At 66.1% G+C, this 25010-nt stretch carries 32 protein-coding genes; 16 read left to right on the forward strand and 16 right to left on the reverse strand.

The genetic code is table 11. The features are described from left to right. Position 1: 1 nt before the first annotated feature. The 12 genes from ASE69_RS08480 (at position 2) to ASE69_RS08535 (ending at position 9836) form a co-directional block, all read left to right on the forward strand. Complete coding sequence (locus ASE69_RS08480; RefSeq protein WP_056485119.1) at positions 2-427, forward strand: hypothetical protein; 426 nt, start codon at positions 2-4, stop codon at positions 425-427. Continuing rightward, positions 428-2425 carry a flagellar hook-length control protein FliK gene (locus tag ASE69_RS08485; RefSeq protein WP_156362233.1) on the forward strand — a complete coding sequence of 666 codons (1998 nt, stop codon included), beginning with the start codon at positions 428-430 and terminating at the stop codon, positions 2423-2425. 16 nt (positions 2426-2441) lie between these two features. Beyond that, complete coding sequence (gene fliL / locus ASE69_RS08490) at positions 2442-3065, forward strand: flagellar basal body-associated protein FliL (protein WP_056485123.1); 624 nt, start codon at positions 2442-2444, stop codon at positions 3063-3065. A 3-nt stretch (positions 3066-3068) separates the two neighbouring features. Beyond that, positions 3069-4031: a flagellar motor switch protein FliM gene (locus ASE69_RS08495; RefSeq protein WP_056485125.1), complete on the forward strand. Its 963-nt coding sequence runs from the start codon at positions 3069-3071 to the stop codon at positions 4029-4031. Beyond that, a complete protein-coding gene (fliN, locus tag ASE69_RS08500; protein WP_056485127.1) occupies positions 4028-4318 on the forward strand; it encodes a flagellar motor switch protein FliN in 291 nt (96 codons plus the stop codon). The genes ASE69_RS08495 and fliN overlap by 4 nt, the downstream gene beginning before the upstream one ends. A gap of 6 nt (positions 4319-4324) precedes the next feature. Beyond that, positions 4325-4579, forward strand: a complete 255-nt coding sequence (locus ASE69_RS08505) for a flagellar biosynthetic protein FliO (RefSeq protein ID WP_056054129.1) — start codon at positions 4325-4327, stop codon at positions 4577-4579. Next, positions 4576-5523: a flagellar type III secretion system pore protein FliP gene (fliP, locus tag ASE69_RS08510; protein ID WP_082452976.1), complete on the forward strand. Its 948-nt coding sequence runs from the start codon at positions 4576-4578 to the stop codon at positions 5521-5523. The genes ASE69_RS08505 and fliP overlap by 4 nt, the downstream gene beginning before the upstream one ends. Positions 5524-5527: 4 nt before the next feature. Further along, positions 5528-5797, forward strand: coding sequence for a flagellar biosynthesis protein FliQ (gene fliQ, locus ASE69_RS08515; protein ID WP_055874447.1), 270 nt, complete (start codon positions 5528-5530; stop codon positions 5795-5797). Positions 5798-5920: 123 nt separating this feature from the next. Then, positions 5921-6694, forward strand: a complete 774-nt coding sequence (fliR, locus tag ASE69_RS08520) for a flagellar biosynthetic protein FliR (protein ID WP_056485129.1) — start codon at positions 5921-5923, stop codon at positions 6692-6694. Further along, positions 6694-7836 carry a flagellar type III secretion system protein FlhB gene (flhB, locus tag ASE69_RS08525; protein ID WP_056485131.1) on the forward strand — a complete coding sequence of 381 codons (1143 nt, stop codon included), beginning with the start codon at positions 6694-6696 and terminating at the stop codon, positions 7834-7836. Before fliR ends, flhB begins: the two co-directional genes overlap by 1 nt. Positions 7837-7893: 57 nt before the next feature. Continuing rightward, the gene (gene fliD, locus ASE69_RS08530) at positions 7894-9438 is read left to right on the forward strand and encodes a flagellar filament capping protein FliD (RefSeq protein WP_056485132.1); all 1545 of its coding nucleotides are present in this window, start codon (positions 7894-7896) and stop codon (positions 9436-9438) included. Then, on the forward strand, positions 9438-9836 hold the full coding sequence (locus ASE69_RS08535; protein ID WP_056485133.1) for a flagellar protein FliS: 399 nt from the start codon (positions 9438-9440) through the stop codon (positions 9834-9836). The genes fliD and ASE69_RS08535 overlap by 1 nt, the downstream gene beginning before the upstream one ends. 2 nt (positions 9837-9838) lie before the next feature. Here ASE69_RS08535 and ASE69_RS08540 read toward each other — a convergent pair whose 3' ends face one another. From ASE69_RS08540 to argH, 5 genes are read right to left on the reverse strand one after another with little or no spacing between them, the layout of a single operon-like run. Beyond that, positions 9839-10792: a zinc transporter ZntB gene (locus ASE69_RS08540; RefSeq protein WP_056485134.1), complete on the reverse strand. Its 954-nt coding sequence runs from the start codon at positions 10790-10792 to the stop codon at positions 9839-9841. After that, a complete protein-coding gene (locus ASE69_RS08545) occupies positions 10789-11562 on the reverse strand; it encodes a bifunctional precorrin-2 dehydrogenase/sirohydrochlorin ferrochelatase (RefSeq protein WP_056485325.1) in 774 nt (257 codons plus the stop codon). The genes ASE69_RS08540 and ASE69_RS08545 overlap by 4 nt, the downstream gene beginning before the upstream one ends. Continuing rightward, positions 11559-12821, reverse strand: coding sequence for a diaminopimelate decarboxylase (gene lysA / locus ASE69_RS08550; protein ID WP_056485136.1), 1263 nt, complete (start codon positions 12819-12821; stop codon positions 11559-11561). The genes ASE69_RS08545 and lysA (ASE69_RS08550) overlap by 4 nt, the downstream gene beginning before the upstream one ends. Positions 12822-12832: 11 nt before the next feature. Continuing rightward, the gene (locus ASE69_RS08555; RefSeq protein ID WP_056061645.1) at positions 12833-13075 is read right to left on the reverse strand and encodes a hypothetical protein; all 243 of its coding nucleotides are present in this window, start codon (positions 13073-13075) and stop codon (positions 12833-12835) included. Continuing rightward, positions 13072-14439 (reverse strand): argininosuccinate lyase, encoded by a 1368-nt coding sequence (gene argH, locus ASE69_RS08560; RefSeq protein ID WP_082453002.1) that lies wholly within the window; start codon positions 14437-14439, stop codon positions 13072-13074. Before argH ends, ASE69_RS08555 begins: the two co-directional genes overlap by 4 nt. Positions 14440-14455: 16 nt before the next feature. On the opposite strand from argH, the gene ASE69_RS08565 reads away from it, so the two are divergent. After that, on the forward strand, positions 14456-15085 hold the full coding sequence (locus ASE69_RS08565) for a TlpA family protein disulfide reductase (RefSeq protein WP_056485138.1): 630 nt from the start codon (positions 14456-14458) through the stop codon (positions 15083-15085). 191 nt (positions 15086-15276) lie between these two features. Here the strand turns inward: ASE69_RS08565 and ASE69_RS08570 are convergent, their stop codons facing one another. From ASE69_RS08570 to ASE69_RS08615, 10 genes are all read right to left on the reverse strand, one after another. After that, positions 15277-15774: a DUF427 domain-containing protein gene (locus tag ASE69_RS08570; RefSeq protein WP_056485140.1), complete on the reverse strand. Its 498-nt coding sequence runs from the start codon at positions 15772-15774 to the stop codon at positions 15277-15279. After that, a complete protein-coding gene (locus ASE69_RS08575; RefSeq protein ID WP_056485142.1) occupies positions 15771-16133 on the reverse strand; it encodes a thiol-disulfide oxidoreductase DCC family protein in 363 nt (120 codons plus the stop codon). Before ASE69_RS08575 ends, ASE69_RS08570 begins: the two co-directional genes overlap by 4 nt. Continuing rightward, positions 16130-16681, reverse strand: a complete 552-nt coding sequence (locus tag ASE69_RS08580; protein ID WP_056485329.1) for a TspO/MBR family protein — start codon at positions 16679-16681, stop codon at positions 16130-16132. The genes ASE69_RS08575 and ASE69_RS08580 overlap by 4 nt, the downstream gene beginning before the upstream one ends. A 147-nt stretch (positions 16682-16828) precedes the next feature. Further along, complete coding sequence (gene lysA, locus ASE69_RS08585) at positions 16829-18061, reverse strand: diaminopimelate decarboxylase (RefSeq protein ID WP_056485144.1); 1233 nt, start codon at positions 18059-18061, stop codon at positions 16829-16831. Between the two features lie 21 nt (positions 18062-18082). After that, positions 18083-18346, reverse strand: a complete 264-nt coding sequence (locus ASE69_RS08590) for a hypothetical protein (RefSeq protein ID WP_056061665.1) — start codon at positions 18344-18346, stop codon at positions 18083-18085. Beyond that, positions 18343-18858 carry a methyltransferase domain-containing protein gene (locus ASE69_RS08595; protein WP_056485146.1) on the reverse strand — a complete coding sequence of 172 codons (516 nt, stop codon included), beginning with the start codon at positions 18856-18858 and terminating at the stop codon, positions 18343-18345. Before ASE69_RS08595 ends, ASE69_RS08590 begins: the two co-directional genes overlap by 4 nt. 2 nt (positions 18859-18860) lie before the next feature. Beyond that, the gene (locus ASE69_RS08600; protein ID WP_056485148.1) at positions 18861-19136 is read right to left on the reverse strand and encodes a hypothetical protein; all 276 of its coding nucleotides are present in this window, start codon (positions 19134-19136) and stop codon (positions 18861-18863) included. A 313-nt stretch (positions 19137-19449) separates the two neighbouring features. Beyond that, positions 19450-19746, reverse strand: coding sequence for a hypothetical protein (locus ASE69_RS22400; protein ID WP_162236856.1), 297 nt, complete (start codon positions 19744-19746; stop codon positions 19450-19452). Between the two features lie 130 nt (positions 19747-19876). Continuing rightward, entirely contained in the window at positions 19877-20137 is a 261-nt protein-coding gene (locus tag ASE69_RS08610) for a hypothetical protein (RefSeq protein ID WP_056485151.1), read from the reverse strand. Positions 20138-20323: 186 nt separating this feature from the next. Then, positions 20324-20923: a TetR/AcrR family transcriptional regulator gene (locus ASE69_RS08615; RefSeq protein WP_056485152.1), complete on the reverse strand. Its 600-nt coding sequence runs from the start codon at positions 20921-20923 to the stop codon at positions 20324-20326. A 49-nt stretch (positions 20924-20972) separates the two neighbouring features. Between ASE69_RS08615 and ASE69_RS08620 the strand changes: the two genes are divergently transcribed. Then, on the forward strand, positions 20973-21818 hold the full coding sequence (locus ASE69_RS08620; RefSeq protein WP_056485154.1) for an oxidoreductase: 846 nt from the start codon (positions 20973-20975) through the stop codon (positions 21816-21818). A 68-nt stretch (positions 21819-21886) separates the two neighbouring features. Here ASE69_RS08620 and ASE69_RS08625 read toward each other — a convergent pair whose 3' ends face one another. Beyond that, entirely contained in the window at positions 21887-22864 is a 978-nt protein-coding gene (locus tag ASE69_RS08625; RefSeq protein ID WP_235518274.1) for a LysR family transcriptional regulator, read from the reverse strand. Between the two features lie 65 nt (positions 22865-22929). Between ASE69_RS08625 and ASE69_RS08630 the strand changes: the two genes are divergently transcribed. Together ASE69_RS08630 and ASE69_RS08635 are read left to right on the forward strand one after the other, a co-directional pair. Next, positions 22930-23637 (forward strand): SDR family oxidoreductase, encoded by a 708-nt coding sequence (locus ASE69_RS08630; RefSeq protein WP_056485156.1) that lies wholly within the window; start codon positions 22930-22932, stop codon positions 23635-23637. Continuing rightward, complete coding sequence (locus ASE69_RS08635) at positions 23631-24632, forward strand: amidohydrolase family protein (RefSeq protein WP_056485157.1); 1002 nt, start codon at positions 23631-23633, stop codon at positions 24630-24632. Before ASE69_RS08630 ends, ASE69_RS08635 begins: the two co-directional genes overlap by 7 nt. Positions 24633-25010 lie beyond the last annotated feature (378 nt).

Here is a 25010-nt window from a genome sequence, read left to right on the forward strand (position 1 = left end):
GGTGGCGGATGCCCGCGGCAAGACGCTGGCGCGCATCCACCGCGTCCGCACGCTCCAGCTCGGGCTGACCCGCGCCGACGAAGCGCGCGCGCACGACAAGTTCGCCAACGAACAGACGCTGTCGGGCCGTATCGCGCTGCTCGCCGAGGCGGTCGCGCCGGTCCACGAGACGCTCGCCGCGGTGTCGCTGGGGGCGTCGGCGCATTACCGCGAGCGCCTGCATCAATCCGCCACCGCCGCGGTCGAACGCGTCCGCGCTGCCGAGCGCCATGTCGAACGCGCGACCGAAGCGACTCGCGCCGCCAAGCGCGATCAGAGCGCGGTGGAAAAGCTGCTCGCCCGCGCAGACGCCGATGCGGTGCTGAAGGCGATCCGCGAAATGGAAGATGCGCCGGCGTTCCGGAAGGTTCGGCACGATCCTTGCTGAGTGACGGGCACACGCCCGAACCCGAGTGCCCGAATGATCCAGACCGCGACCCTTTCTCCGACGTCCCCAACCCTGCGAGCGACCACGACGCCACAGGCGGGCAGTGTCGCAGGCGGTGGGGCGGTCAGTTTCGCGGAGTCCTTTGCGCAGGCCAGCGACGATGCGCCCCCCTCTGCGACGACCGGGGACGTGCCGCCCGATCTCCAATCGCCGTCCTCTACCCGGCAGGACTGGGTCGCGACCGGCAACGGATTGCCGATCGCGGCTCTTGCCGGCGTCGGCGCGGTCTCGTGGCAGGCCGCGATGACGCCCCAACCCGTGGCGACCAAGCCGGAAGCGTCACCGGTAATACCGGACGCCGCGCTTCTAACCGCGACGGTCGCGGTGCCGGTTCCCGTACGTCCGGCCCTCACCGTCGGGCGGCAGACGCTCGGCGCACGTCCTCCCCGCTCCTCCCGCAGCGACCAAGGCGTGGAAACGGACGATCTGGTACCTACCGAACATTCCGAGCCGGCCAAGGCGTCTGCTATTGAAGTACCGCGACACGAGGAAGTTACGCAGCCCTTGCTCGTCGCCCCCGCGGTTACCGACATCGCGAGCCCCGAGGTCGTCGCGTCAGCCACGCCATCTCCTACCCGCTCGAGCCCTGGTGGCGTCGTTGCGGCATCCCCAGAAGCCGCGTTCAAGCCGGCGGCGAACAGGCAAGCGGCTCGCGGGGCAAAGGATAGTCCCGACCTTCCGAACGGGAATGCCTCGCCGGACGAACCGACTGGGGCCGCGGCCCGCGCCGCACCGAAGCGTTCGGCGAACCTACCGTCGAGCGGGAGCGCGGCAATGGCTGAGCCGGTGCCTGCCGTCGCGCCCCGCCCAGCCTTGGCCGACCCGGCCCTGCGTGGCGGGACCCCTCACGATCAGGCGCTACCGGATTCGGCGTACCTTCTTGCAAAAATGCACGGCGGCAGTGCAGTCGCGCCGCCGGTCGCGAGCCTGCCGCTGCCCGCGCATGTGGGCGAGGTTGCCCAGAACACGACGCCCCTTACCCCGCAGGTCCCGGAGTTCGTGAAAGCCGGAAGCACGGCGAAGCCTATGGCGAGGACTTCGGGCCAAGGCGGCCAGATCACCCAACCGCTCATGGGGGTACTCGCCTCGCCTTCGCCGCCGATCGCTGAGGCGCCCCTCGGTGCGGCCATGACGGAGGTGCAGAGGGTGTCGCCAGTCCAGATGGGCTCCTCGGTGCCGTTCGCGATGCCGGCGAGTGCTGGATATGGCACGGTGGCAGGTCGCAGTCCGGTGCCGACCGACGCCTCGGCAGACGCCGTGCCGATAATGACGGCGGCACCCCCCGTGGTCGGCACGCCGCGCTGGACCGCGACCGAGGCGACGGCGCCGGTCGCGCTTGCGGTGGCGCAGCCCGGTGCGGTTCAGCCGCAACCCGGCACGGTCGCGTCGGCGGCTCAGGTGTTCGGCGCGGCGATCCAGGTGGCCTCCAAGGCGCGGGACGATACCGAAGCTAAAACGGGATCGCTCGAGTCCGTGCTCGGCTCGGCTGCCCCTGCACCGCTCGTGCAGAGCGCACCCGCGACGGCGCAGCATGCCGCGCTGGACATGCGGCAGGAGCGCTGGCCGCACGCGATGATCGAACGCATCGACATGCTCCGCGACGGCGCCAACGCGACCGACACGCGGATCCGCCTGATCCCCGATGCGCTCGGCGCGATCGACGTGTCGATGAGGAAGGATGGCGACACCGTCCACGTCCACTTCAACGCCGAACAGGCTGCGACGCGGACCTTGCTCGCCGATGCGCAGCCGCGGCTGGCCGAGCTGGCCGAAGCGCGAGGGCTGAAGCTCGGGCAAGCCATGCTCGGCGATGGCAACACGGGCAGCAACGCCGGTTCCAGCCAGCAGCGCGCACCGGCAACCACGAACGCCCCGAATCGCGCGACCGCGGCATCCGCCGTGATCGCAGACCCCACCGAAGACACCCGAATCGCTTGACCCGAAGGAAGCTAACATGAGCGACAAGAAAGATACTGCGGACGCGGCCCCGAAGAAAAAGGGCAAGATGAAGACGATGCTGATCGGCGGCGTCGCGCTGCTGGTGCTCGTTGGCGGCGGCATCGGTGCGGGCGTCTATGCCAGCAGCGCCGGACTGTTCGGTGGCGGCCACGCCGAGGTCGACGACGGCAGGCCCAAACTCCTCCCCAAGAGCGAGCAGAAGCATGCTCCCGAGGGCGGCGAAGGCGGCGGTCATGGTGGCGGGGACGCTGCGCCCGAAAACCACGGCATGAAGACCCCGGAAGGGCAGGGGGGCGACAAATACGCCTCGACCTACTACTCGATGGAGAAGGATTTCATGTCCAATCTCCAGAATTCGGTGCACTTCGTCCAGGTCGGGATCGCGGTGTCGACGCCGTATGACGACACCGTCATCACCAACCTGAAAACCAACGATATCGCGGTCCGTTCGGCCATCCTGATGACGCTCGGCGACACCACCGAGGAGCAGGTGATGAGCAGCGACGGCAAGCGCCAATTGCAGGTCCGCCTCGCCAAATCGATCAACGATACGCTCAAGCAGAAGGAAGGATTCGGCGGCATCGGTAACGTTTACTTTACCAGTTTCGTTGTTCAGTGAGGCATGGTTAACGAGGCCTCAGCAAAGACACGCGAGCGACGCGATCGGGATCGCTCCGGCGCGCCCAAGGACGGCGTGCTGCATCAGGGCGTGCTTGGCGGGGCCAAGCTCAATCCGTTCGGCGACCTGCATTCGTTGCAGCATCTCTCGGCACGGTTCGCACGCGGTTTGCGCGGCGTGTTCGAGCCGTTGCTACGCCAGGAGGTCCGCTGCTGGGCCGAGCCGTTGGTGGTCCAGCGCTTCACCGATTACCGCGCCGAGCGCAGCGATGCGCTGACCGCGTGGCTGCCGCTGATCATGACTCCGGGGATGGCGCAGGCGCTGTGCATCATGGACGGCAAGTTCGTGCTCGAGATGCTCGACATGTTCTTCGGCGGCACCGGCGCCGCGCCGCACACGTTGCCGACCGAATTCTCGCCCGCCGCCGAGGCGATGGTCGCGCGGATCGGCCAGATGATCGCCGCGCCGCTGAAGACCGCGTGGGAGCCAATGGCGCGGTTCGATTTCCTGCCGACGCGCGTCGAGGTGAACCCAGCGATGATCGCCGATCTCGACGGCGAGGACGCGATGATCGTCACGCGCTTCGGCGTCGCCGCGGGCGCCGCCAAGCCCGTGTTCCTGGACCTCGTCTATCCCGTCTCCGCGCTGAAGCCGCATGCGCCATCGCTGACCGCGAAGGTCGTCGGCAAGTCGGCCGAGCCCGATCCGGCCTGGCGCACCGAACTAACTCGCGCGGCGATGAATGTGCGCTTCCCGATCCGCTCGGTGCTCGCCGAGCCGGTCGTCAAGCTGACGATGCTGATGGACCTGAAGCCCGGCGACGTGATCCCGATCACCATCTCGGGCGACGTGCCGGTGATGGTCGGCAACAACCGCCTCGGCTGCGGCACGGTCGGCACATCGAACGGCTTCGCCGCCATCCAGCTCACCTCGATTACCAGTTTCGACGAAGGATTTGCAGCATGAACGACATGACCGGAGGCTTCCCCGTAGATGCTGCCGTTGCCGCCAATTTCCGGCTGCTCCAGGATGTTGATGTCAAGTTGACCGTCGAGATCGGTTCGACCAGCCTGACCTTGCGCGAACTGCTCGCGCTCGGCGAAGCCAGCGTGATCGAACTCGATCGCCAAGCGAACGAGCTGCTTGATGTATTCGTCAACGGCACGCTGATCGGGCGCGGCGAAGTCGTGACGGTCGGCGAGCGCTTCGGCGTGCGGATGACCGAGCTCGTGTCTCCAGACAAGCGCGGCTGAACCACGATGCTCTGGACCTATATCCTCAAGCTCGTCATCCTGCTCCCGCTGGTGTGCGGGCTGATGTTCGGGTGCCTGTATCTGTGGCGAAAGTTCGAGAGCCGGATCCCGGGCAAGCCGTCGACGCGGTTGATCGGCGTCAAGGAAACGATGATGATCTCGCCGGGCCTGCGCCTCGCGGTGATCGATTTCGAGGGCCGCCGGCTGCTCGTCTCGGTCGGTCGCGGCGGCGTGCACCTGATCGACAAGGTCGACGCATGAGCGCGGTCGCTCGTCCGACGGTTACGCGGAAAGGCTCGGGCCCCGCCCTGTTCGCCGCATCGACCGCCAAACCGTTTTCCCGCGTACCCGGGAATCCAGGAGCCACGACCGGTGCGCTGCATAATTTTGCGCCGCGCCCGCGCGCAAACGCATGGCTGTGGATAGGCCTCGCCGTCCTGCTCGCCCTCTTCCTCGCGATGCCCGCCTTTGCGCAAGGCGTCCCCGCCCCGACCAACCCCGCCGTCGGCGACGCGGTCGATCGCGCGCTTGGCCAGCTTGGCGGCCAGGCTGCGGGCAATACCGGCCAGAGCGGCTCGCTGTCGCTGTCGCTGCAAGTCCTCATCATCATGGGGCTGCTCACGGTCCTGCCGGGGATCCTGCTGATGATGACCAGCTTCACGCGGATCATCATCGTGCTCGCGATCCTGCGCCAGGCGCTCGGGCTTCAGCAGACACCGCCGAACCAGGTGCTGCTCGGGCTGTCTCTGTTCCTCAGTTTCTTCATCATGGCGCCGACGATCAGCCAGATCAACACGACCGCGATCCAGCCCTATGCCGCCGGGCAGCTGGCAGGCACGCAGATGATCACGACGGCGGGCGTCCCGCTGCACGCGTTCATGGTCAAGCAGACGCGGATCAAGGACGTCACTATGTTTGCGCAGATCGCGAAATCCGGCCCTTACGCGACGCCGACCGACATTCCCTTCTCGGTGCTACTCCCCGCGTTCGTCACGTCCGAGCTGAAGACCGCGTTCCAGATCGGCTTCCTAATCTTCCTGCCCTTCATCGTCATCGATCTCGTCGTCGCGACCGTGCTGATGTCGCTCGGCATGGCGATGCTGAGCCCGACGATCATCTCGATGCCGTTCAAGCTCCTCCTGTTCGTGCTGGTCGACGGCTGGGCGCTGACGATGGGCAGCCTCGCCAACTCGTTCGCGACCTGAGAGCATGGACGCGCAATATTTCCTGACCGTCGCGAACCAGACGATGTGGGTGCTGGCGCTCGCCAGCGCGCCGATCCTGATCCCGGCGCTGCTGGCGGGGCTGATCCTGGGGATGATCCAGGCGGCGACGTCGATCAACGAGCAGACATTGTCGTTCGTGCCCAAGCTGGTCGTGGTTGCGGTGTCGATCCTGATCTTCGGGAGCCTGATCCTGGGGCTGCTGAGCGATTTCACGATCGGGATCTTCGAGCGTATTCCGGATCTGGTTAAGTGAGCCACAATTTCCGTTCGTCCCGAGTAGACTTCGAGCTCGTCGAGAAGGCGTATCGAGGGACAGGTACCTCGATACGGGCCCTCGACTTCGCTCGGTCCCAACTCGGCACGAACGGCAACTGAGATGCTAGGCTTCGGCCTCTTGATCGAGCCCCAGCTTTGGGCGCTCGTGTTCGTAATGATCCGCATCGGTGCGACGTTCATCGCCGCGCCGGTGTTCGGGTCCGTGTCGGTCCCCCTGACCGTACGAGTCACGCTGTCGGGCGCGATTGGGTTCCTCGTGCTTGCCGCCCACCCGATCGTCCCGCCGCAGAACATCTTTGCGGTCTCCACGATCCTCTCCGCCGCCGCCGAAGCGCTCGTCGGGCTCGCACTCGGCTTCGTGCTCCAGATCGCGTTCGCCGCGCCCGTCATCGCCGCCGAGATCATCGGCGGCGCGATGGGGCTCGGTTTCGCGTCCTCGATCGATCCGCAAAACGGCAAGTCATCCCCTGCCCTCGGCCAGTTCTTCTCGATCATGCTGACGCTGCTGTTCCTGTCGGTCGACGGCCACCTGATCCTGATCGACCTGCTCGTAAAAAGCTATGACGTGCTCCCCCCCGGCGCCGCGTGGATCGGCGTCGAGCGGTTGAAGGCGATCGCGTTCTTCGGTGGCTATGCGTTCCTCGCCGGCCTGCTGCTTGCGCTCCCGGTCGGCTTCCTGCTGCTCTGCCTCAACATCGTCGTCGGCATGCTGAGCCGCGCCGCGCCCTCCCTCAACCTGTTCGCGGTCGGGCTCCCCGCCAGCCTCGCGGTGGGCGTCGTCACGCTGGCGATCGCGTTCCCGACGATGGGCGACTACATGCTCGTCATCGTCCGCGAAGGCATCGCCGCGACCGAAAACCTGGTGCTCGGCTGATGTCGGAGGATTCGGGCGAAAAGACTGAAGCACCAACCGCAAAGCGCAAGAAGGATGCGGTCGAAAAGGGCGACATCCTCAAATCGCGCGATTTCGCGACCGCGCTGAGCATGCTCGCCGGCGTCGCGTGGCTGATCTACGCGGGGCCGACGCTGATCTCGGCGTGCAAGGCGATCATGAGTTCCAGCTTCCAGTTCACCCACGCTGACGTCGAGGATTTCTCCCCCTGGCGCCCGCTGATGGAAGCCGGCGGCAAGCTCGCGCCATCGCTCATCACGCTATTCATCGTCAGCATCGGCGCCGCGATCCTGAGCCAGGCGGGGCTCGGCTCGCTCGGCTTCAACGGCGGCCTGCTCGCCCCCAAATACAGCCGCGTCGATCCGGCGGCGGGGCTCAAGCGCATCTTCGGTGCGAACGGCTGGATCGAACTTGGCAAGTCGTTGCTGAAGGTGATCCTGCTCGGCACGATCGGCGGCTGGATGCTGTGGAACGCCGCGCATTCCACGATAGGGCTCGCCTCGTCCGCGGATCTCAACCAAGCGCTATTGACGCTCGGCGGGATCTTCAAGGGCATCCTGATCGCGATGGCGTTCGGGCTGTGTGCGATCGCCGGCATCGACCTGCCGATCCAGATCATCCGCCGCCTGGGCAAGATGCGGATGTCCAAGCAGGAGGTGAAGGACGAGCACAAGTCGACCGAAGGCAATGGTGAGGCGAAGGGCCAGATGCGCGCCAAGATGCGCGCGATGGCGAGCGGCGGCCTGCGGAAATCGGTCGCGGAGGCGCATGTCGTGCTGACCAACCCGACGCACTTCGCGGTGGCGCTGCGCTACGATCGCGGCAAGGACCAGGTGCCGGTGGTGGTCGCCAAGGGACGCGGCGCGACCGCGCTGGCGATCCGCGAACTGGCCGGCGAAGGCCGCGTGCCGATCCTCGAATATCCGACGCTCGCCCGCGCGGTCTATTATACGAGCAATGAAGGCCAGGAGGTCCGCGATGACCTCTACACCGCGATCGCGACCGTGCTCGCTTTCGTCTTCGGGCTGAACGCGGCGGCGGGCGGTACGGCTGGCGGGGTTCAACCCTTCGTCACCGTACCGAAGGATGCGAGGTTCGACGAAAACGGCATGAAGCAGGCCTAAACATTCGCGCCGCGCAGCCGTTCTTACAGATGAGCGCGCACGTGCAGGGACTCTACCATGGTAACATCGACCACCAGCACGACGGCCACGCCAACTCCCACACCCGCAGCGACTCCCGCCAATGCGCAAAGCGTCGTGAACGCAGCAACGCAATCGCTGCTGGCGTCGTTGAATGCCGGTTCGGGCATCGATACCGGCACGCTCGTTCCCGCACTGGTCACCGCGCAGTTCGCGACCAAGACCGCCGCTTTGACGGCGAAATCGACTGCGTTGACGTCGCAGATCTCTGGGATCAGTTCGCTGAAAAGCGCGATCACCACCTTCTCCAGTGCGCTCGATAGCCTGGTGAAGGGCGGCACGCTGCAGACGCAGCCGACCAGTTCGGACATCAGCTCGATTTCCGCCACGGCGATCAGCGGCGCGAAGGTTTCGACACTGTCGTCGACGATCTCGGTAACCCGCCTCGCTACCGCTCAGGTTGCCGGGACGAAGGTCGCGATCGATCGCACCAAGCCGCTGGGATCCGGCAATCTGACGCTTACGGTCGGCACTGCAATCTACACCGATGCAAAAGGCAACAGCGTCAAGGCGGGAGCGGATGGGGCGATTTGGGCAGGCCTGGATCCAGACGTCAGCAAGCGCACCGCCTTCACGATCACCGTCGGCGCCAACGACACCATGGACATGGTCGCCGCGTCCATCAACGCGACGAAGAGCGGCGTCACCGCCTCGGTCGTGTCGGATGGCAAGGGCGGCGCGTTCCTTTCGGTCAAGGGTGCGACGGGCGATGCGCAGGCTTTCACGCTGAAGGGTGCCAATTCGAACGCGATCGATGTCGGACCTCCCGGTTCGGGTGCGAGCAACACGCAGCTCAGCAGCAGTGCGCTGAACGCGCAGCTGACGGTCGATGGCATCCCTGTCGAGCGATCGAGCAACACGATCAGCGATCTGGTCGACGGCGTGAAGCTCCAGTTGAGCACAATATCCAAGGCGCCCGTCACGCTGTCGAGCACGCCGCCGACCGATGGCCTGACACAGGCGGTCAACGACGTGGTCGAGACTTACAACCAGATCCTCGCGATCATCAACGAACAGACCGACCCGGTGACCGGCGTGCTGCGCGCCGATCCCGCCGCGGCATCGCTGTTGCGCTCGCTCAAGGCGTTGACGCTCAAGCCGCTGGCGACCGGGGCGGCACCAGGCGTGCCGACTACGCTTGCCGAGATCGGCGTTGCGACCAACCGCGACGGCACGCTCCGCGTGGATACCGCGCAGCTTGCGAAGCAGATCGGCACCAACCCCGCCGGGATCGAAGCGATGTTTGCACCCTCGACGAGCAACCCGGCCGGGCTGTCCGTTGTCCTAGGCGCGCTGGCAAAGAATGCGACGAGCACGACCGCCGGCCTTGGCGCATCGACCGCACGCTACACCGCTGCGCAGAGCGATGTCGCCAAAGAACAGGACAAGATCACCGCGCAAGCCGATCAGATGACGACGCGGCTGACCCAGCAATATGCGAGCATGAACTCCCGCGTGTCGGCGTATAAATCGACGCAGACCTTCCTCACCAACCAGATCGCAGCGTGGAACAAGAGCGACTGATGGCCTACGCTTCCACTCTCGCGCGCGACCCGTTCGCCACTTATCGCCAGATCGATGCCGTCGGTCGTACCGCGACCGCGGACGGCCCGGCGCTGGTGCAGCTGCTCTACAAGGAACTCGTCGCGGCCCTGCGCGCGGCGGGTTGGGCCTGCGAAAACCGCAAGTTCTCGATAAAGAGCGAGCGCGTCACGCGGGCGACCGCGATCCTGTTCGCGCTGGAGGCCGGACTCGATTTTGAGAATGGCGGCCAAGTGTCGGAGACACTGTCGCGACTATATGCCGGTGCGCGGAAGACCATCGTCAACGCCTCGATCGGCCACGATCCGCGACCGTTCCGCGACTCTGCCGACATGCTTGATGAGATCGCACAAGCCTGGCGGACTGCAAGCGCCACGTAGCGCTAGCGCTTGAACCAGTGTCGCATCGAGAAATACGCCACGACACCCACCGCGATCAGTACGCAGGCTCCGGCAATCGCATCGAACGCCCAAGGCTCCTCGGCATAGGGAAGGCCCTTCACGTTCATGCCGTACAGGCCGGTCAGGAACGTTAGCGGCAGGAACACCATCGCCGCGATCGAGATGATTAGCGAGCGGTTGTCGATCTGTTCGGCACGCAGGTCGGTCAGCGTCTCGTGGACCAGCGCCGAGCGCTCGCGGATCGCTTCCAGCTCCTCCGCCATCCGCGCGGCGCGGTCCGCCGCCGCCGCCAGATGCAACCGGTCGTCGTCCGCCAGCCAGTCGCCGGGTAGCGCCGCCAGCTTCTCTAGCGCCGCGCGTTGCGGGCTGAGGAAGCGTTTGTAGCCGATAGCCGCGACGCGCACCTTGCTGACCGCGCGGCGCAGTTCGAACACGCGGTTGGCGTCGAGCTGTTCCTCGCAATCGTCGAGTTCGTCGCCGAGCGTGGCCACGTCGGGATCGAGATCGGTGGTGATCGCGGTGGCGAACGCGGCGATCAGGTCGCCCGGATCGCGCACCTCGTGGCGCTCGACCATCTTCTCAACCTCCGCGACCGCGATCAGCGGCTTCCGCGTGACCGAAAAGACGCGGCCCTTCACCGCCCAGATTCGCACCGACGCGAGCAGGTCGGAGGTGTCGAGCTCCTCCTTCGATCGCCCGCGCAAATTGAGGAACGCGCCATCGCCAACCGCCTCGCAGCGCGGTCGGGTCTCGGTCGCGGTGAGCGCGTCGATGACATAGTCGAGCAGCTTCGCCTCGTCGCGGAGCCACGCCTGCGCATGCTCGGCGGTGGTCGACAAATGCACCCAGACGAGGTCGGCGGTGCAGGTGAGCGCTTCCTTGACGTCGACGCGCGTCGCTTTCCCATCGACGATCCGGAACGCGAAACCGCTCATCGTGCCATCTCGACTTCGACCGACAGGCCGGTGCCGGGATTGGCGGGCATCGCCGCGCACAGCCGCGCGGCATCGGCACGGGCGCGGTCGAGGATCGCCGCGGGGACATCAGCGCCGTGATAGACCCGGTCGGCGCTGGCGAGCGCGCGCGCCTGGCGGAGCGTCAGGTCCTCGGGATCGTCGGACAGCAGAACGAGCGTTATAGCCACGTCGCGCTTTGCAGCGGGCTCGGCTGTCGGGGCCAGCCATGCCTCCACATCGTGTGTCGGCGACAGCGGATCGAGCAGACCGCCCGCCCCCATCGCCGTGGCGAGTGCCCGGCGACGCTCCCCCATATCGGGCCAGCGCTTCCGCAAGGCCCCCCGCGCAGCCTGCAACGCCAGCGCGAGCTTGCCGAGATCGGCGGGGATCAATGCCTCCAGCCGCTGCCGCAACGCCGCCGCCAACCCGGCCGACACACCGCTCGTGCCGATCGCGATCAACACCGGCGCGCGGTCGACGATCGCGGGCAGCGTGAAATCGCACAGCGCCGAACGATCGACCGCGTTGACCAGGATGCCGCGCGCCTTCAATCGCGCTACGGCCGCGAGCGCTTCGTCCTCATCGTCGATCGCAACGATCGCGAGCGAAGCGCTAGCATCCTCGCCGACGACGTCCGCGCCGGCACGATCGAGCAACCGCCGCTTCGCATCCGCCGCCTCGCCCTCGCCGAGCAGAATGACCGGGCGCCCTGCCAGCCTCACGAACAGCGGCAGGCTCTGGAGTATCACCGCTTGAGCCATTCCGGCACGCGCTCAGCGGCCAGGATCGTCTCGGGGTGGATGCGGTCGGCGACCACCGCGAACCGGTCGCCGTCGACCAGCACCTCGGGGACCAAAGCGCGGCTATTGTATGTCGAGGCCATCGTCGCGCCGTACGCGCCCGCAGTGCGGAAAATGCCGAGATCGCCCGACTTCACCGCGTCTATATCGCGGCCCATCGCGAAGGTGTCGCCGGTCTCGCACACCGGTCCTGCGATGTTGGCGGTCATCCGATCGCCGGTCGGCTCGACTGCGACGAAGTCGTGATACGCGTCGTACATCGCGACGCGCGCGAGGTCGTTCATCGCCGCATCGACAATCACATACGGGTTCACGACACCGGGCTTCACCCAGATCACCTCGGTCAGCAGCACGCCGGCATTGCCCGCAATCACGCGGCCTGGCTCGAACATGAGTTCGACGTCCCAGTCGGCGGTCGCACGCGCGACCATCGCGCCATAGTCGGCCGGGCTCGGCAGTACGTCGTCGGGCTTGTACGGCACGCCGAGCCCTCCGCCGAGATCGACCCGGCTGATCGCGTGCCCCGCCGCGCGCAGTTCCGCGACCAACTCGCCGATCCGCGCATAGGCGGCCTCGAGCGGCGCGAGATCCGCCAGCTGGCTGCCGATGTGGATCGCGACACCGCGCAGGTCGAGGCCGTCATGCTTCGACAGGCGGTCGAACATCGCCACTGCCTGGTCAATCGCGACGCCGAACTTGTTTTCCTTGCGCCCGGTCGAGATCTTTGCGTGCGTGCCGGCATCGACGTCGGGGTTCACCCGCAGCACCGCCGGCGCGCGTTCGCGGCGCGCATGGGCGAGCGCGGCAAGGACTTCGCCCTCCTCCTCCAGCTCCAGATTGAACTGGCCGATCCCCGCATCGAGCGCCTGCGCCAGTTCGCGCCGCGTCTTGCCGACGCCCGAGAACACGATGTCCGACGCCGGGATCCCCGCCGCCAGCGCGCGCTGCATCTCGCCGGCCGAGACGACGTCGGCGCCGTATCCCTCGTCGGCGAGAACGCGCAGCACCGCGACGTTGGGGTTCGCCTTGATCGCATAGGCCAGATGGACGCGCCCGGCGCCCTTCAGCGCGTCGCGAAACACCTGTGCGTGGCGGCGGAAGGTGGCGGTCGAATAGACGTAGACGGGCGTGCCGACGGCCTCGGCGATCGCCGGCAGGGCGACGTCCTCGGCGTGCATGACACCGTCACGATAGGCGAAGTGATCCATGGTTCAGGTCTTCAATTCGGCGGCGGCAGGTCGAACTCGTCGCTGCGGCGCGGCTGGGACGTGGTGAGCAGCTCGTCGCTGCGCTGCGGGCGTTGCTGCGTCGTGGGGGTCAGCAACTGCTCGGGAGTCGGCGGCGTTTTCGCACCGTAAGGCGCGATCGGGAGCGTCTTGCCCTCCGCCGGCACGAGTCCGTCCGCTGCGCCGCAACCCGACAGGGCCAGTGCCAATCCCACGATGCCGAAAAGCCGTTTCATGCTACCTCCCCCCGCGCCGTACGGATCGCAGCGCGCACATTGTCCGGCGCAGTGCCGCCGAAGCTGGTCCGGCTGGCGACCGACGCATCGACCGAAAGCACGCCGTACACGCGTTCGTCGATCCGCGCATCGATTGCCTTCAGGTCCTCGATCGGCAGCGCATCGAGCGCGACTTTCCGGTCCTCGGCCAGCTTCACCGCGCGCCCGGTAACATGATGCGCCTCGCGGAACGGGAGCCCCGCCTCGCGCACCAGCCAGTCGGCCAGATCGGTCGCGGTCGCAAAGCCGCTCTCCGCCAGCCCGCGCATCCGATCGGTGCGGAACGTCGCGCTCTCGACCATGCCGGTCATCGCCGCGATCGACAGCGCGAGCAGGTCGTGCGCCTCGAACACCGGCGGCTTGTCGTCCTGCATGTCCTTCGAATAGGCGAGCGGCAGGCCCTTCATCGTCACCATCAGCGCAGTCATGCAGCCGAGGATCCGCCCGGCATGCCCGCGCACCAGCTCGGCGGCATCGGGATTGCGCTTCTGCGGCATGATCGAGCTGCCGGTCGACCATTGATCGCTCAGCGCCACGAACCCGAACGGCTGCGACGCCCACAGCACGAACTCCTCGGCGAGCCGCGACAGATGCAGCGAGGTCTGCGTCGCGGCGGTGAGATACTCGATCGCGAAATCCCGGTCGCTGACGCCGTCGAGCGAATTGGTCATCGGCCCGTCGAAGCCGAGCGCCTCGGCAGTCATCGCGCGGTCGATCGGGAAACCCGTGCCCGCCAACGCAGCCGAGCCCAGCGGCGATCGGTTCATCCTTGCGCGGGCATCCGCGAACCGCCCGACGTCACGCGAAATCATCGCGTGATACGCCATGAGATGATGGCCGAGCGTCACCGGCTGCGCGGACTGCAAATGCGTGAAGCCCGGCATGACACTCGCCGCATGCTCTTCAGCCCGCGCGAGAAGTGCCGTCTTGAACCCCGCCAGCGCCGCCAGCGCCTGGTCGATCGCATCGCGCACCCACAGCCGGAAATCGGTCGCGACCTGATCGTTGCGCGAGCGCGCGGTATGCAGCCGCCCGGCGACGGGCCCGATCGAATCGGCGAGCCGCGCCTCGGTCTGCATGTGGATATCCTCGAGGACCAGATCCTCCTCGACGCCGTGCTCGGCATAATGCGCCGCCACCGTGTCGAGCCCCGCCGAGATCGTTGCGGCGTCCTCCGCCGAAACGATGCCCTGCCTGCCGAGCATCGCGACATGCGCCTTCGAGCCGGCAATATCCTGCTGCCAGAGCCGCTTGTCGAAGGGAATGGAGGCGTTTATCTCGCGCATGACCGCTGCCGGCCCCTCGGCGAACCGCCCGCCCCACATCGAATTGGAACCGTCCATGTTCTCGCGTCCTGTGTTCAATTCGCGCCCAATCATCTGTTTCGTCGGGATGGGCCTGCTGGTCGCCGGCTGCGATAGGAAATCGCCCGCGCCGGAGCAAGCAAACGTCGTCGCCGCGAACACCGTGTCCGCCGACGAGGTCGCGTCCGGCCCCACGCCCGACGAAGCCACCGGCCCTGCCGCCAGCACCGAAAAGCTCGACCGCAGCCACAAGGGCGAGACCGGCCCGACGGTCGCCTTCACCGCGCCAGACGGCAAGTCCGTCACGCTCGCCTCGTTCAAGGGCAAGCCGCTGCTGCTCAACATGTGGGCGACCTGGTGCGCGCCGTGCGTAGCGGAAATGCCCACGCTCGATGCCGCCGCCAAGTCGCTGGAGGGCAAGGTCCAGGTGATCGCGGTCAGCCAGGATATGCAGGGCGCGGAGAAGGTGACGCCGTTCTTCACCGAGAAGAAGTTCACGACGCTCAAGCCGTATCTCGACCCGAAGCTCGGCCTCAGCCTCGCCTACCAAGCGAACCTGCCGACCACGATCCTGTACGATTCGGCGGGCAAGGAAGTCTGGCGGATGACCGGCGGCTATGAATGGAACACCCCCGCCGCCGCAAAGCTGATCGCCGAGGCATCGTAACGCGTTGATCCGACCCACTGATCTTGAACAGGGTGTGCCGACCCGCCTTGGTGACGAGCCAAAGGTTGATGGCGAGCCGGCACACCCCTCTAACGCGTCCGGCTATGCCAAAGGCGTAAACAACATCGAAATGCGATGAACCGAGTACGCCCATATTGGCGGGCAAGCGCATACGGGTCGTCGCGCGGCGACTACCAGTAGCGGCTACCCGGCACGCCCTTGAACGGTCCGGCGAGATCGGCGGTGATCCAGCCGCCGTAAAACTCGCCGGGTTGTGGGATGACGCGTTCGCCGTCGACGAAGCAGCCGTCGAACGGGCCCGCATAGAACGCTATGTGGTCGCGCAAAGCTGCAAACGCGGGCGTCGGCGATGGATAGCTCCAGGCGACATCGCGCAGGACATCGCCCGCGATCTCGACGTCGTAATACACCGCGTTGCCCTTCCATTCGCAGAAGGATTGCCGCGTGGAGCGGCGGAGCGCCGACATCAGGATATCCGAAGGCGGGATATAATAGCTGGGCGGATGGCTCGTCTCGATCGTGCGGACGCTGTGCCGCGTGTCGGCGAGCGTCACCCCGCGGTGCTCGATCAAGACATGACGAACGCTGCGCTGCGCGATCGCCGGACGTGGATAATCCCAGACGCTTTCCTGGCCCGGTCGCGCGGTATCGGGAACGACCGGCCTCATGCGGTGCGATCCACTTTCCGGGCGAAGGACTGCAAGCGCGGCCGGACGTGGAGAAACGCCCGATACACCCGTTCGAGACCAGCCAGGACGACCGGGTTGCGCGCTGCCAGCCCCAGCGGTCGCAGCAGCGGGATGGCGCGCCACATCGCTGCGAAGGCCGCGGCGCCGGACAGCATCCGGTCCCCTTCGCGCGCGTGGAACCGCGCCAGCATCGCGCTTCGGTCGATCGGGCAGCTCGTCTCGCCGTCGCTGGCATCGACGAAGTCAATCGCGCCACGTCGATCGAGACGGCGCATCAGCGCGATCTCGCGTCGGCACAGCGGACATCCGCCATCATGCCAGACCGTCAGGCGAGTCATGCCTTGTCCGGGCCGTCGGACCGGTTCCGCTCCCAGATGCGCTCGGCAAGCACGGTCGCGAATCCGAGCCAGGCTACGAACGGGACCGCAGTGGCCGCCGCAGTGCGATCGACCTTGGCCGCGGCCGCGACATAGCCGGCACCGCTCGCGATCATGGCGCCCGATGCGACCGCGCTTGGACCAAGCGCCTTGCGTCGGAAGAACAGTTCGGTCCAGCCGCCGACCATGCCGGTATTCAGCAACCAAAGTCCGACCGCCAAGTTGCGCGGCGCATCGGCGGGGCGGCGCAACAACCGATAGCCGCCGACCGCGAGGCCAGTTTCGAGCACCGGCCATACCGCGCCGAACGCGGCATCGGGCGGCGTATAGGCAGGTTTGTCGAGCCGTTTGTACCAGCGACGAATACCGGGATGCGACGGATCTGGCGCGTTACGGCGCCCGAGCACCGCGCTGGCACCGAGCACCCCCATGACGACCGCGAGCGCAGCCGGACGGGACAGGCCGCCGCCACGTTCGTCCGTGATCGCATCGCTCGGTTTCTGGGTCATGCTCGCCGTCCTCATCCCCGGGCACGCCGCCCGCTGACATCACAGCGAAGCAGCGGCCACGACGTTCCGTGGCCAGCGCGGCGATCGTTACCGTCGCAGCGTCACGGTGCCGCAACTTGCCCTCTTCCCGTTCGGACTGAACGCGATCTACGCTGCGAACTCTTCGGGCAGAAAGCGGTCGGCGACGATCTCGAAATGGTCGCCGTCGACCAAGACCTGTGGGCTGAGCGGGCGGCAATTGTAGCTCGACGCCATCGCGGCCCCGTACGCCCCGGTCGCATGAAAGACCGCGAGGTCACCGCGGCGAACCCGGTCGATGTCGCGGGCGAGCGCGAACACGTCGCCGCTTTCGCAGATCGGTCCGGCAATGTTCGCGACCATGCGTTCGCCGTCCGGCGCGACGGCTTCGAAGCGGTGGAAGGCATCGTACAGCGCTGGTCGAGCCAGGTCGTTCATCGCGGCATCGACGATGACGAAGGGGCGGTCCGCCCCGGGCTTTACCCAGATCACTTGCGTCATCAGGACGCCGGCAAGTCCTGCGACGACCCGCCCCGGCTCGAAGATAAGGTCGACGTCCCAGTCGCGCGTCACCCTAGCGACTATGGCGGCATAGGCGTCGAGCGTCGGGACCACGTTGTCGACACGGTAGGGGATGCCGAGGCCGCCGCCGAGATCGACGCGGGTTATGCCGTGCCCCCGCGCGCGCAGGTCGATCACCAGCGAACCGATGCGCTCGTACGCGGCCTCCAGCGGAGCAAGATCGTGGAGCTGGCTGCCGATGTGGAGCGCGACCCCGACCAGATCGAGGCCATCGAGTCGTGACAGGCGATCGTACATTGCGGGCGCATCGGCGATCGCCACGCCGAACTTGTTCTCGCGCCGGCCGGTAGAGATCTTGGCATGGGTGCCGCCATCGACGTCGGGATTGACGCGCAATACCGCGACCGCCCGCTTGCCACGCGCCTGGGCAAGCGCGGCGAGCACCCGCCCCTCCTCCTCGAGCTCGAGGTTGAACTGCCCTATGCCGGCGTCGAGTGCGTCGGCGAGCTCCCGGTCGGTCTTGCCGACGCCGGAGAAGACGATGTCCGATGCGGCGATACCGGCTCCGAGCGCGCGGCGCATCTCTCCGCCCGAGACGATGTCGGCACCGAAGCCGCAGCCGGCCAGCAGATGCAGCACCGCGCTGTTCGGGTTTGCCTTGACCGCGAACGCCGTCCGCGTCCGCGGCAGGATCGACAGCGCCGCTGTGAAACGCCGGGCCGCGTCGCGCAGCGCAGCTGCCGAATAGACGTGGACGGGCGTACCGACGGCTTCGGCTATGGCCGGCAACGGCACGCCTTCGGCACACAGGACACCGTCCCGCCGATCGAAATACATCATGATGATCCTTGAGGCTCGAGGTCAGGGATGCGGTTGGTCGAGGCGGCGGCGATAGCGACGGACGCGGACGGCGTGGATCACTTCGGCGGTTCGTGCATGACCGTGGCGTTCGGCGCGAAGTGCGATGATGACCCGCTTGCCGTTGATTGCCAGTGTCAGACCCAGCAGTGCGAAGGGGAATACGAACATCGCGCGTGCCGAGCCGTCCATTGCAACCGCGACGCTGCACGCGCCCACGCACAATGCCAGGCCGATCCCCCGCCATAGGATGTCACGCTTCGTCATGCTTCGGTACCGACAGCATGCCACGTCACGTCGTCGCCGATGACTATCCGCGCTGCATTCCCCAACGCCGACGCCACCTCCGGCCGCCGGTCTTTCGCCATGCCGTGACAGATCACGAGATCGGCTGGCAGGTCGTGCTCCTCCCGCAAGGCGGTGACCATGTCCGCCACCTCGAACGTCGTGCCGATCGCGAGGTTGGTGCAACGGCTCGCCGCCGCGCGGGCGCGACCGATCAGCGTAGGCGATCCGTCGACCCCGCGCCCTTCAATCGCCGTGAAACCGAGCGATCGGGCATGATGCACCGCTTGCAGGAGGAACGAGCCCGCGCCGCAATCGGCATCGACGATGCGGACCGCGTGACGCCCGTCATCACGCAACGCTGCAAGGGCGGCAGTGACGACCGGCCAACGCGGATCATGAATCGCGGCTTTCGACCCTGGCATCGCGGTTTTGGTCGCGATCTTCGGGCTTGGGGCGGGGTGAAGACGGTTCGGGCGAGTTTGCGTGTTCATTGTCATGCCGCCCGCGGCAGTGCGCGCTCGTCGCGCCCGACGGGGGCGAACGAAATGACTGGGACCAGCGGCGCGTTGGCGATCTCGACGCTCGCATGATAGATGTCGCGCTCGGCCTGGGCGTAGCTCATCGCCGCGCCGTAGGAGATGAAACGCCCTTCGAGATTGCGCCTGCTGTCCTGGACGAGCCAATGCCCTGCGCGATCCTGGCCGACATAGATGACGAGCCCAGTATAGAGCCCGGTAGGATCGGGTTCCGATATGGTTTCAGACGACATGTCGCCTTATTGCCTTTCGTATCGCGAGCGTCGTGCCCGCGCTCATGATCTACGAGCCGCGACATAGCGCTGCGAGATCGATCCCCGCGGATCGCATAGCGCGGGCATAGTGTTGCCCTCGCTTCACCGCGTTTCGGATGTATCGAGGTACTTGAGCCTGATAGCTGGGCAGTGGCCTGCTGGTCCCGATGACGGGTTGCGTCAATTCGGCGCGCGTCGGTTAGCGATCGACGCGAAAGAGCCTGCCGACAGCGCACTCCCGAGCTACGTTTTCCGGCAGGCAATGCCGAAAAGCCAACTTCCAGCGACCTCGTTAAAGCGCGTTGCCCCGTCGATAGCGAACGCTCATACCGTACGTGAATTGTCGTCCACGTCGGATTTCAGTGAGCGCGCGATTGCCGTAGCCGGGTAGCGAAATCAGCAGTTCAACCAGATCCTGCTCCAGTCGCCCGGCGTCGTGCAGGACGGTTTCGGCAAGTTCCACGTCCGCCACGACCATAACGTCCCGCAATACCGCATCAACGGCAAGGACGATCGCCGGTCCCAGCCCCGACTGGATCCTAGTCGGCCCACCTGTCCAGTTCAGTCGTGATTGGATTTGCGACGTCATGGTTTCTCACGACGGAGTCCACTCAAGATCTTCTCGCCACGAAACACCTGCTCAGCCGTCGGGCTTCGCAGCGTCACTTGGCTACATACAAACAGGACCGTTCGGACACGTTACCCGCTCGAGCCGGCGCCTATATGCCGCGCCATGCGAGCGGGTGTGGCAGAACGTCAGCGGAATAGTCGACCTGGAGCACGCGGCGTCGTCGCGGCTGGTCGGCAGGGAGCGATGCGTGGACGATAGGCGTAGCGTAGAGCCAGGGCGTGTCGATCGGAAGCGCGGCCAAAGCAGTCTCGAGGCGAACAAGCGCTGGTTCGTCCAGCGCCTGCGGAAAGAATTCGGCGCCGTCTTGGTCGAGATTGAGATCGAAGGGTTGATCGAGCCTTTCAAACATGTCGATGCGGGTAGCCGAGGCCGCCGCCGCAGTCGACCTGACACCGCTTCTCGACAGCTGCCGCCCGAAAGTTCGCGTTTACGACACGTCCAGACGGTGCACTCTTGAGCGTACCCGAACAGATGATTTTGGAAAACGGGTTGATGGAGGGCGACATAGACATGCCAAGATCTAGCCAAATGACATCTATCGCTCGGTAAAGCCCAGTAGCAGGGTGCTTGCGACGGCGCGCGCGTCGGGGCCGAGCGCCTCGTCAGGCAGTTCGCCGGCGCTCCAGAACGACAGGGCGCCGCGAAACCCTAGGGCGAGTTGCCTCGGCAGGCAGTCCAACGCGTAGGTCCGGCGATTCTCCGGGATGCCCTCGCCCGCTCCCAGCGCGAGCGTCCACAATGCGGTAGAGCGCGCCCAGGCCTGACCCGCCGAACCACCGGTCGTGCCGATCCAGCTCATCACGGCGCGGTTCACACCGGGTTCCTCCAGCATCACCGCTACCGCCGTGTCGACAGCGAGCAGCACGCGGGATGCAGCGTCAGTCGGAAGCCGCGCCTCGGCGAAGCGCATTGCCATCGTGTCCGTCCGACGTTCGGATAAGGCGTGCATGATCGCCCCCTTGCTTCCGAAATGATTGAACGGCGTGGCGAAGCTGACGCCGGCTTCGGCGGCGAGGTCGCGCATGGAGAAGTCGGCCTTGCCACTCCGCAGCAGTCGTTCCGCAGCGTCGATCACCCGTTGGCGCACGGGCTCACCCCGGATCGCAATGTTCTCCCGTGTCTTGTCCCGTGCCATATCGCTATCTATATCATGATATACAAACCCAGTATAATGGAGTTAGCCCGTGGCAACCATCACCGCCAAGACCTTCCTCATCACCGGCGTGAGTTCCGGCCTCGGCCGCGCGTTTGCCGAGGGTGCGTTGGGCGCCGGCCACCGCGTGATCGGCACCGTGCGGAACGAGGGCGACGCCAACACGTTCGCTGCGCTCGCAGCGGGCCGTGCATATCCCCTGATCCTCGACGTGACCGACTTCGCGGCGATTCCAGCCGCCGTGGCCGAAGCGGAGCGGCACGCCGGTGCGGTCGAAGTGTTGGTGAACAATGCCGGATACGGTCACGAAGGCGTGTTGGAGGAATCTTCGATGGACGATCTTCAGCGTCAATTTGCGGCCAACGTGTATGGGCCGGTGGCGATGATGAAGGCCGTGCTTCCCGGCATGCGCAAGCGTCGTAGCGGCCACATCGTCAACGTGACCTCGATGGGTGGCTTTATCACGATGCCGGGGATCAGCTTCTACTGCGGTAGCAAGTTCGCGTTGGAAGGCATCTCCGAGGCGCTCGGTAAGGAGGTGGCGGATTTCGGCATTCGGGTGACGGCCTTGGCACCCGGCCAGTTCCGGACGGATTGGGCAGGACGCTCGATGGATCGCACCCCGCGCAGTATTTCCGACTACGACGCCGTGATGGATCCGATCCGCGCAGCCCGCCAGGCCAAGAGCGGCAATCAACCCGGCGATCCGGCCAAGGCCGCACAGGCTTTGCTCGCGATAGTCGATGCCGAGACCCCACCGGTACGCCTGTTCCTGGGCGAGGACGCGCTGGGCGTGGTCCATCAGAAGCTCGATGCGATGAAGGCCGAGATCGCCGCATGGGATGCGCTCTCCCGTTCGACCAGCTTCGCATCGTGACCGCCTGAGCGCCGGTGGGTTAGTCGGAGGCGCTGCTTGAGGATGGAACTTCGGCAGAGCCCCCCACCTCAGCTGTCCGGCACCATTTTCCGGCAAATCCCGATCACGGTCTCTCGCAGCCACCGGTGAGCGGGATCGGCGTCCATCCGTGGATGCCAGATCGCCGACACGGCAATCTCGGGGGTAGCAACGGGAAGCGGGAACGTGCAGATTCCTTCCACACCCGGTGCTTTGCGACGAAAACCCAAACCGGGCACGAGCGCGATCAGGTCCGACTGCTCGGCGATCCGCAAGGCGTCGGCGAAGCCCGGCACGACCACCATCGTATCGCGGCTCAGCCCCAGCTCGGCCAGCGCGGCATCGACCGGGCCGATGAACGCGCCACGGCGGGACGCGGCGACATGCCGGCAGGCTGCGTAGCGCTCTGGCGTGATCGCGCCCGAGAGCAGCGGATGCCCCGTTCTCGCCGCCCCGACAAACCGGTCGCGGAAGATGAGCCGCGTGCGCATTTCGGGCGCGGAAACGCCGATTACGCCGACTTCTAGGTCGATCTGCCCCGCGCGTAGCGGCTCTGCGTTCTTATCGGGCTTCGGCGCGAAGCGCAGGCGGACACGGGGCGCCGCCGATGCGATGCCGGCCACCAACGGACCGCAGAACATCTCGACGAAACCCTCGCTCGCGCGGATGGTGAAGACGCGGTCGAGTTCCGCCATGTCGATCTCGCCAGTTGACGGCTTGAGGACCGTTCGAACGTCGCGCACGAGTGCGTGAACGACATCGCGCAGCTCGATCGCCCGCGGCGTTGGCACCAGGCCACGTCCTGCTCTGACGAGGAGCGGATCGCCAGTAGCGTTGCGAAGCCGCGTCAAGGTCCGGCTCATCGCCGACGCGCTCAGTCCCAGCTTTCGCGCGGCCCCGGTCACGCTCCCCTCGGACAGAAGTGCGTCGAGTGCATCAAGCAGGTTCAGATCGAGGTCGGTCATAGCCGCGACCATGCTCGATCCAGCTGCAACACGATAGGCTTCTGGTGCAATGATACTGTGCATCCACTGCGTCTGGCGCATTGATCGCGGCCGAGTAGATATTGCCCCGACATACTTCGGAGCATCCCATGACCCAAGACACCTCCAATCCCGGCACAATCCTGCTGATCGGCGCATCGCGCGGCCTGGGCCTCGGTTTGGCCGGTGAGTTCGCGAAGCGCGGATGGCATGTCGTCGCCACCGTGCGCGCGGGCGCCCGAACCGAACTGCACGATCTGGCCGAGGCGCATCCCGATCGTATCGAGATCGAGACCGTCGATATCGCGCAACCGCAACAGATCGCCATGCTGCGCGACCGTCTCGCCAGCAGGGTGTTCGACCTGCTGTTCGTCAACGCCGGCACTGCGAACATGGAGGACGAAATCGCCGGCGAGATCGCGACCGAGGAATATACGCGCGTGCCCGTGACGAATGCGCTCGGTCCCATGCGCGTGATCGAGGCCTGCCGGAATCTGGTCGCAGCCGATGGGCTGATCGGCGTCATGTCCTCGGGCCAGGGCAGCATCACCAACAACACCAACGGCCTTCACGAGGTCTATCGCAGCAGCAAGGCGGCGCTCAATCAACTCGTACGGAGCTACGCGGCGCGCCATGCAGAGGATCGCCGCGCGCTGGTGCTGATGGCACCCGGCTGGATACGAACCCAGCTCGGCGGGCCAAAGGCGCCGTTCGGTGTAGACGATAGCGTGCCCTTGATCATGGACGTGCTGCTCGGCCGTCAGGGCAAGCCGGGTCTCGCCTTCCTCGATCGCGACGGGAAAACGGTCCCATGGTGACCGAGCCAGCAACGACGCTGATCGGCATCGAGGAACACTTCCTGACACCGGCGATCGACCACGCATGGCAGGCGATCGGGCTGGAAGCGGCCGATCCGAGCGTCAGCTACCATCAAGGCGCGTTCGGACGGCGCCTCGTCGACCTCGCAGACGAAAGGCTCGCGCTGATGGACGAAACCGGCCTCGACGTTCAGGTGCTGTCGCTGACCACCCCCGCGCTGCACGATCTCGGCTCGGAAAGCGTGGAGTTGGCACGGCGCACCAACAACGCCTTGGCGGAGGCGGTCGCACGGCACCCGACCAGGTTCCAGGCGATGGCGACCCTGCCGGTGTCCATGCCTGACGAAGCAGCGATCGAGCTCGAGCGCTGCGTTTCGACGCTAGGCTTCAAGGGCACGATGCTCTGTGGCCGGGTTGGCGTGCGCCACCTCGACGACCCGGCATTCGCGCCCGTTCTCGATCGTGCAGCAGCACTGGGTGTGCCCGTGCTGCTGCACCCCCGCACGCCACCAGCGCCGGTACGCGAGGCCTATTACGCCGGCTTCTCGCCGATCGTGGACGCCGCCTTCGCGACCGTGGGACTGGGCTGGCACTATGACGCCGGCATCCAGTTCCTACGCCTCGTTCTGGCAGGCATGTTCGATCGCTTGCCGAACCTCCAGGTGATCCTCGGCCATTGGGGCGAACTAGTTCTCTTCTACGCGGAACGCCTGGCGGTCATGGACCGCGTCGCGAACCTGTCCAACCCGATCGCGCACTACCTGCGACACAACCTGTACGTGACCGCCAGTGGCATGTTCCTGCCCCACTATCTGCAGCGAGCGATGGCGGTCGTCGGCCCGGACCGGCTGCTGTTCTCGACGGACTATCCCTACCAATACCGCGAAGGCGGCGACGCACGTCGCTTCCTTGCAGGCTGCGGTCTGAACGATGCTGACAAGGCGGCGTTCGCGCATGGCAACTGGCTACGGCTGACGAGCGATGCAGCCGCATAGCCGTTCGATGCCACCCATCGCGCAGACCAAGGATCACGACCCTGTGGCCGATTTCGCAGGTGCCTTGAGCAGGGTGTTCGCCCGCATGATCGCCCATCGCGCAACGATCGTCTCGACAGAGAAGCTTGCAGATGATCTCTTATCGATAACGGTCGAGGCAACCGGATTTAGGCGTGACGTGGATACCCGGCGAGAAAGTATCAATCGCGACGCACTCGATATTCGAAACGCACGCGCACACACCATTCGAAAGAGATGGGGACCTGGACCGGCTCCGAACCTTAGGCTTCCTGCGTAGTTCCAAGCCAGGATGTGCCTAACCTCGCTCAGTAAGTGTCGGTGACACCTGTGACGTTCTTGGTGTCTTCCAGTGGCTCT

The sequence above is a fragment of the Sphingomonas sp. Leaf208 genome, assembly GCF_001421415.1.
In the GTDB taxonomy this organism is placed as follows: domain Bacteria; phylum Pseudomonadota; class Alphaproteobacteria; order Sphingomonadales; family Sphingomonadaceae; genus Sphingomonas.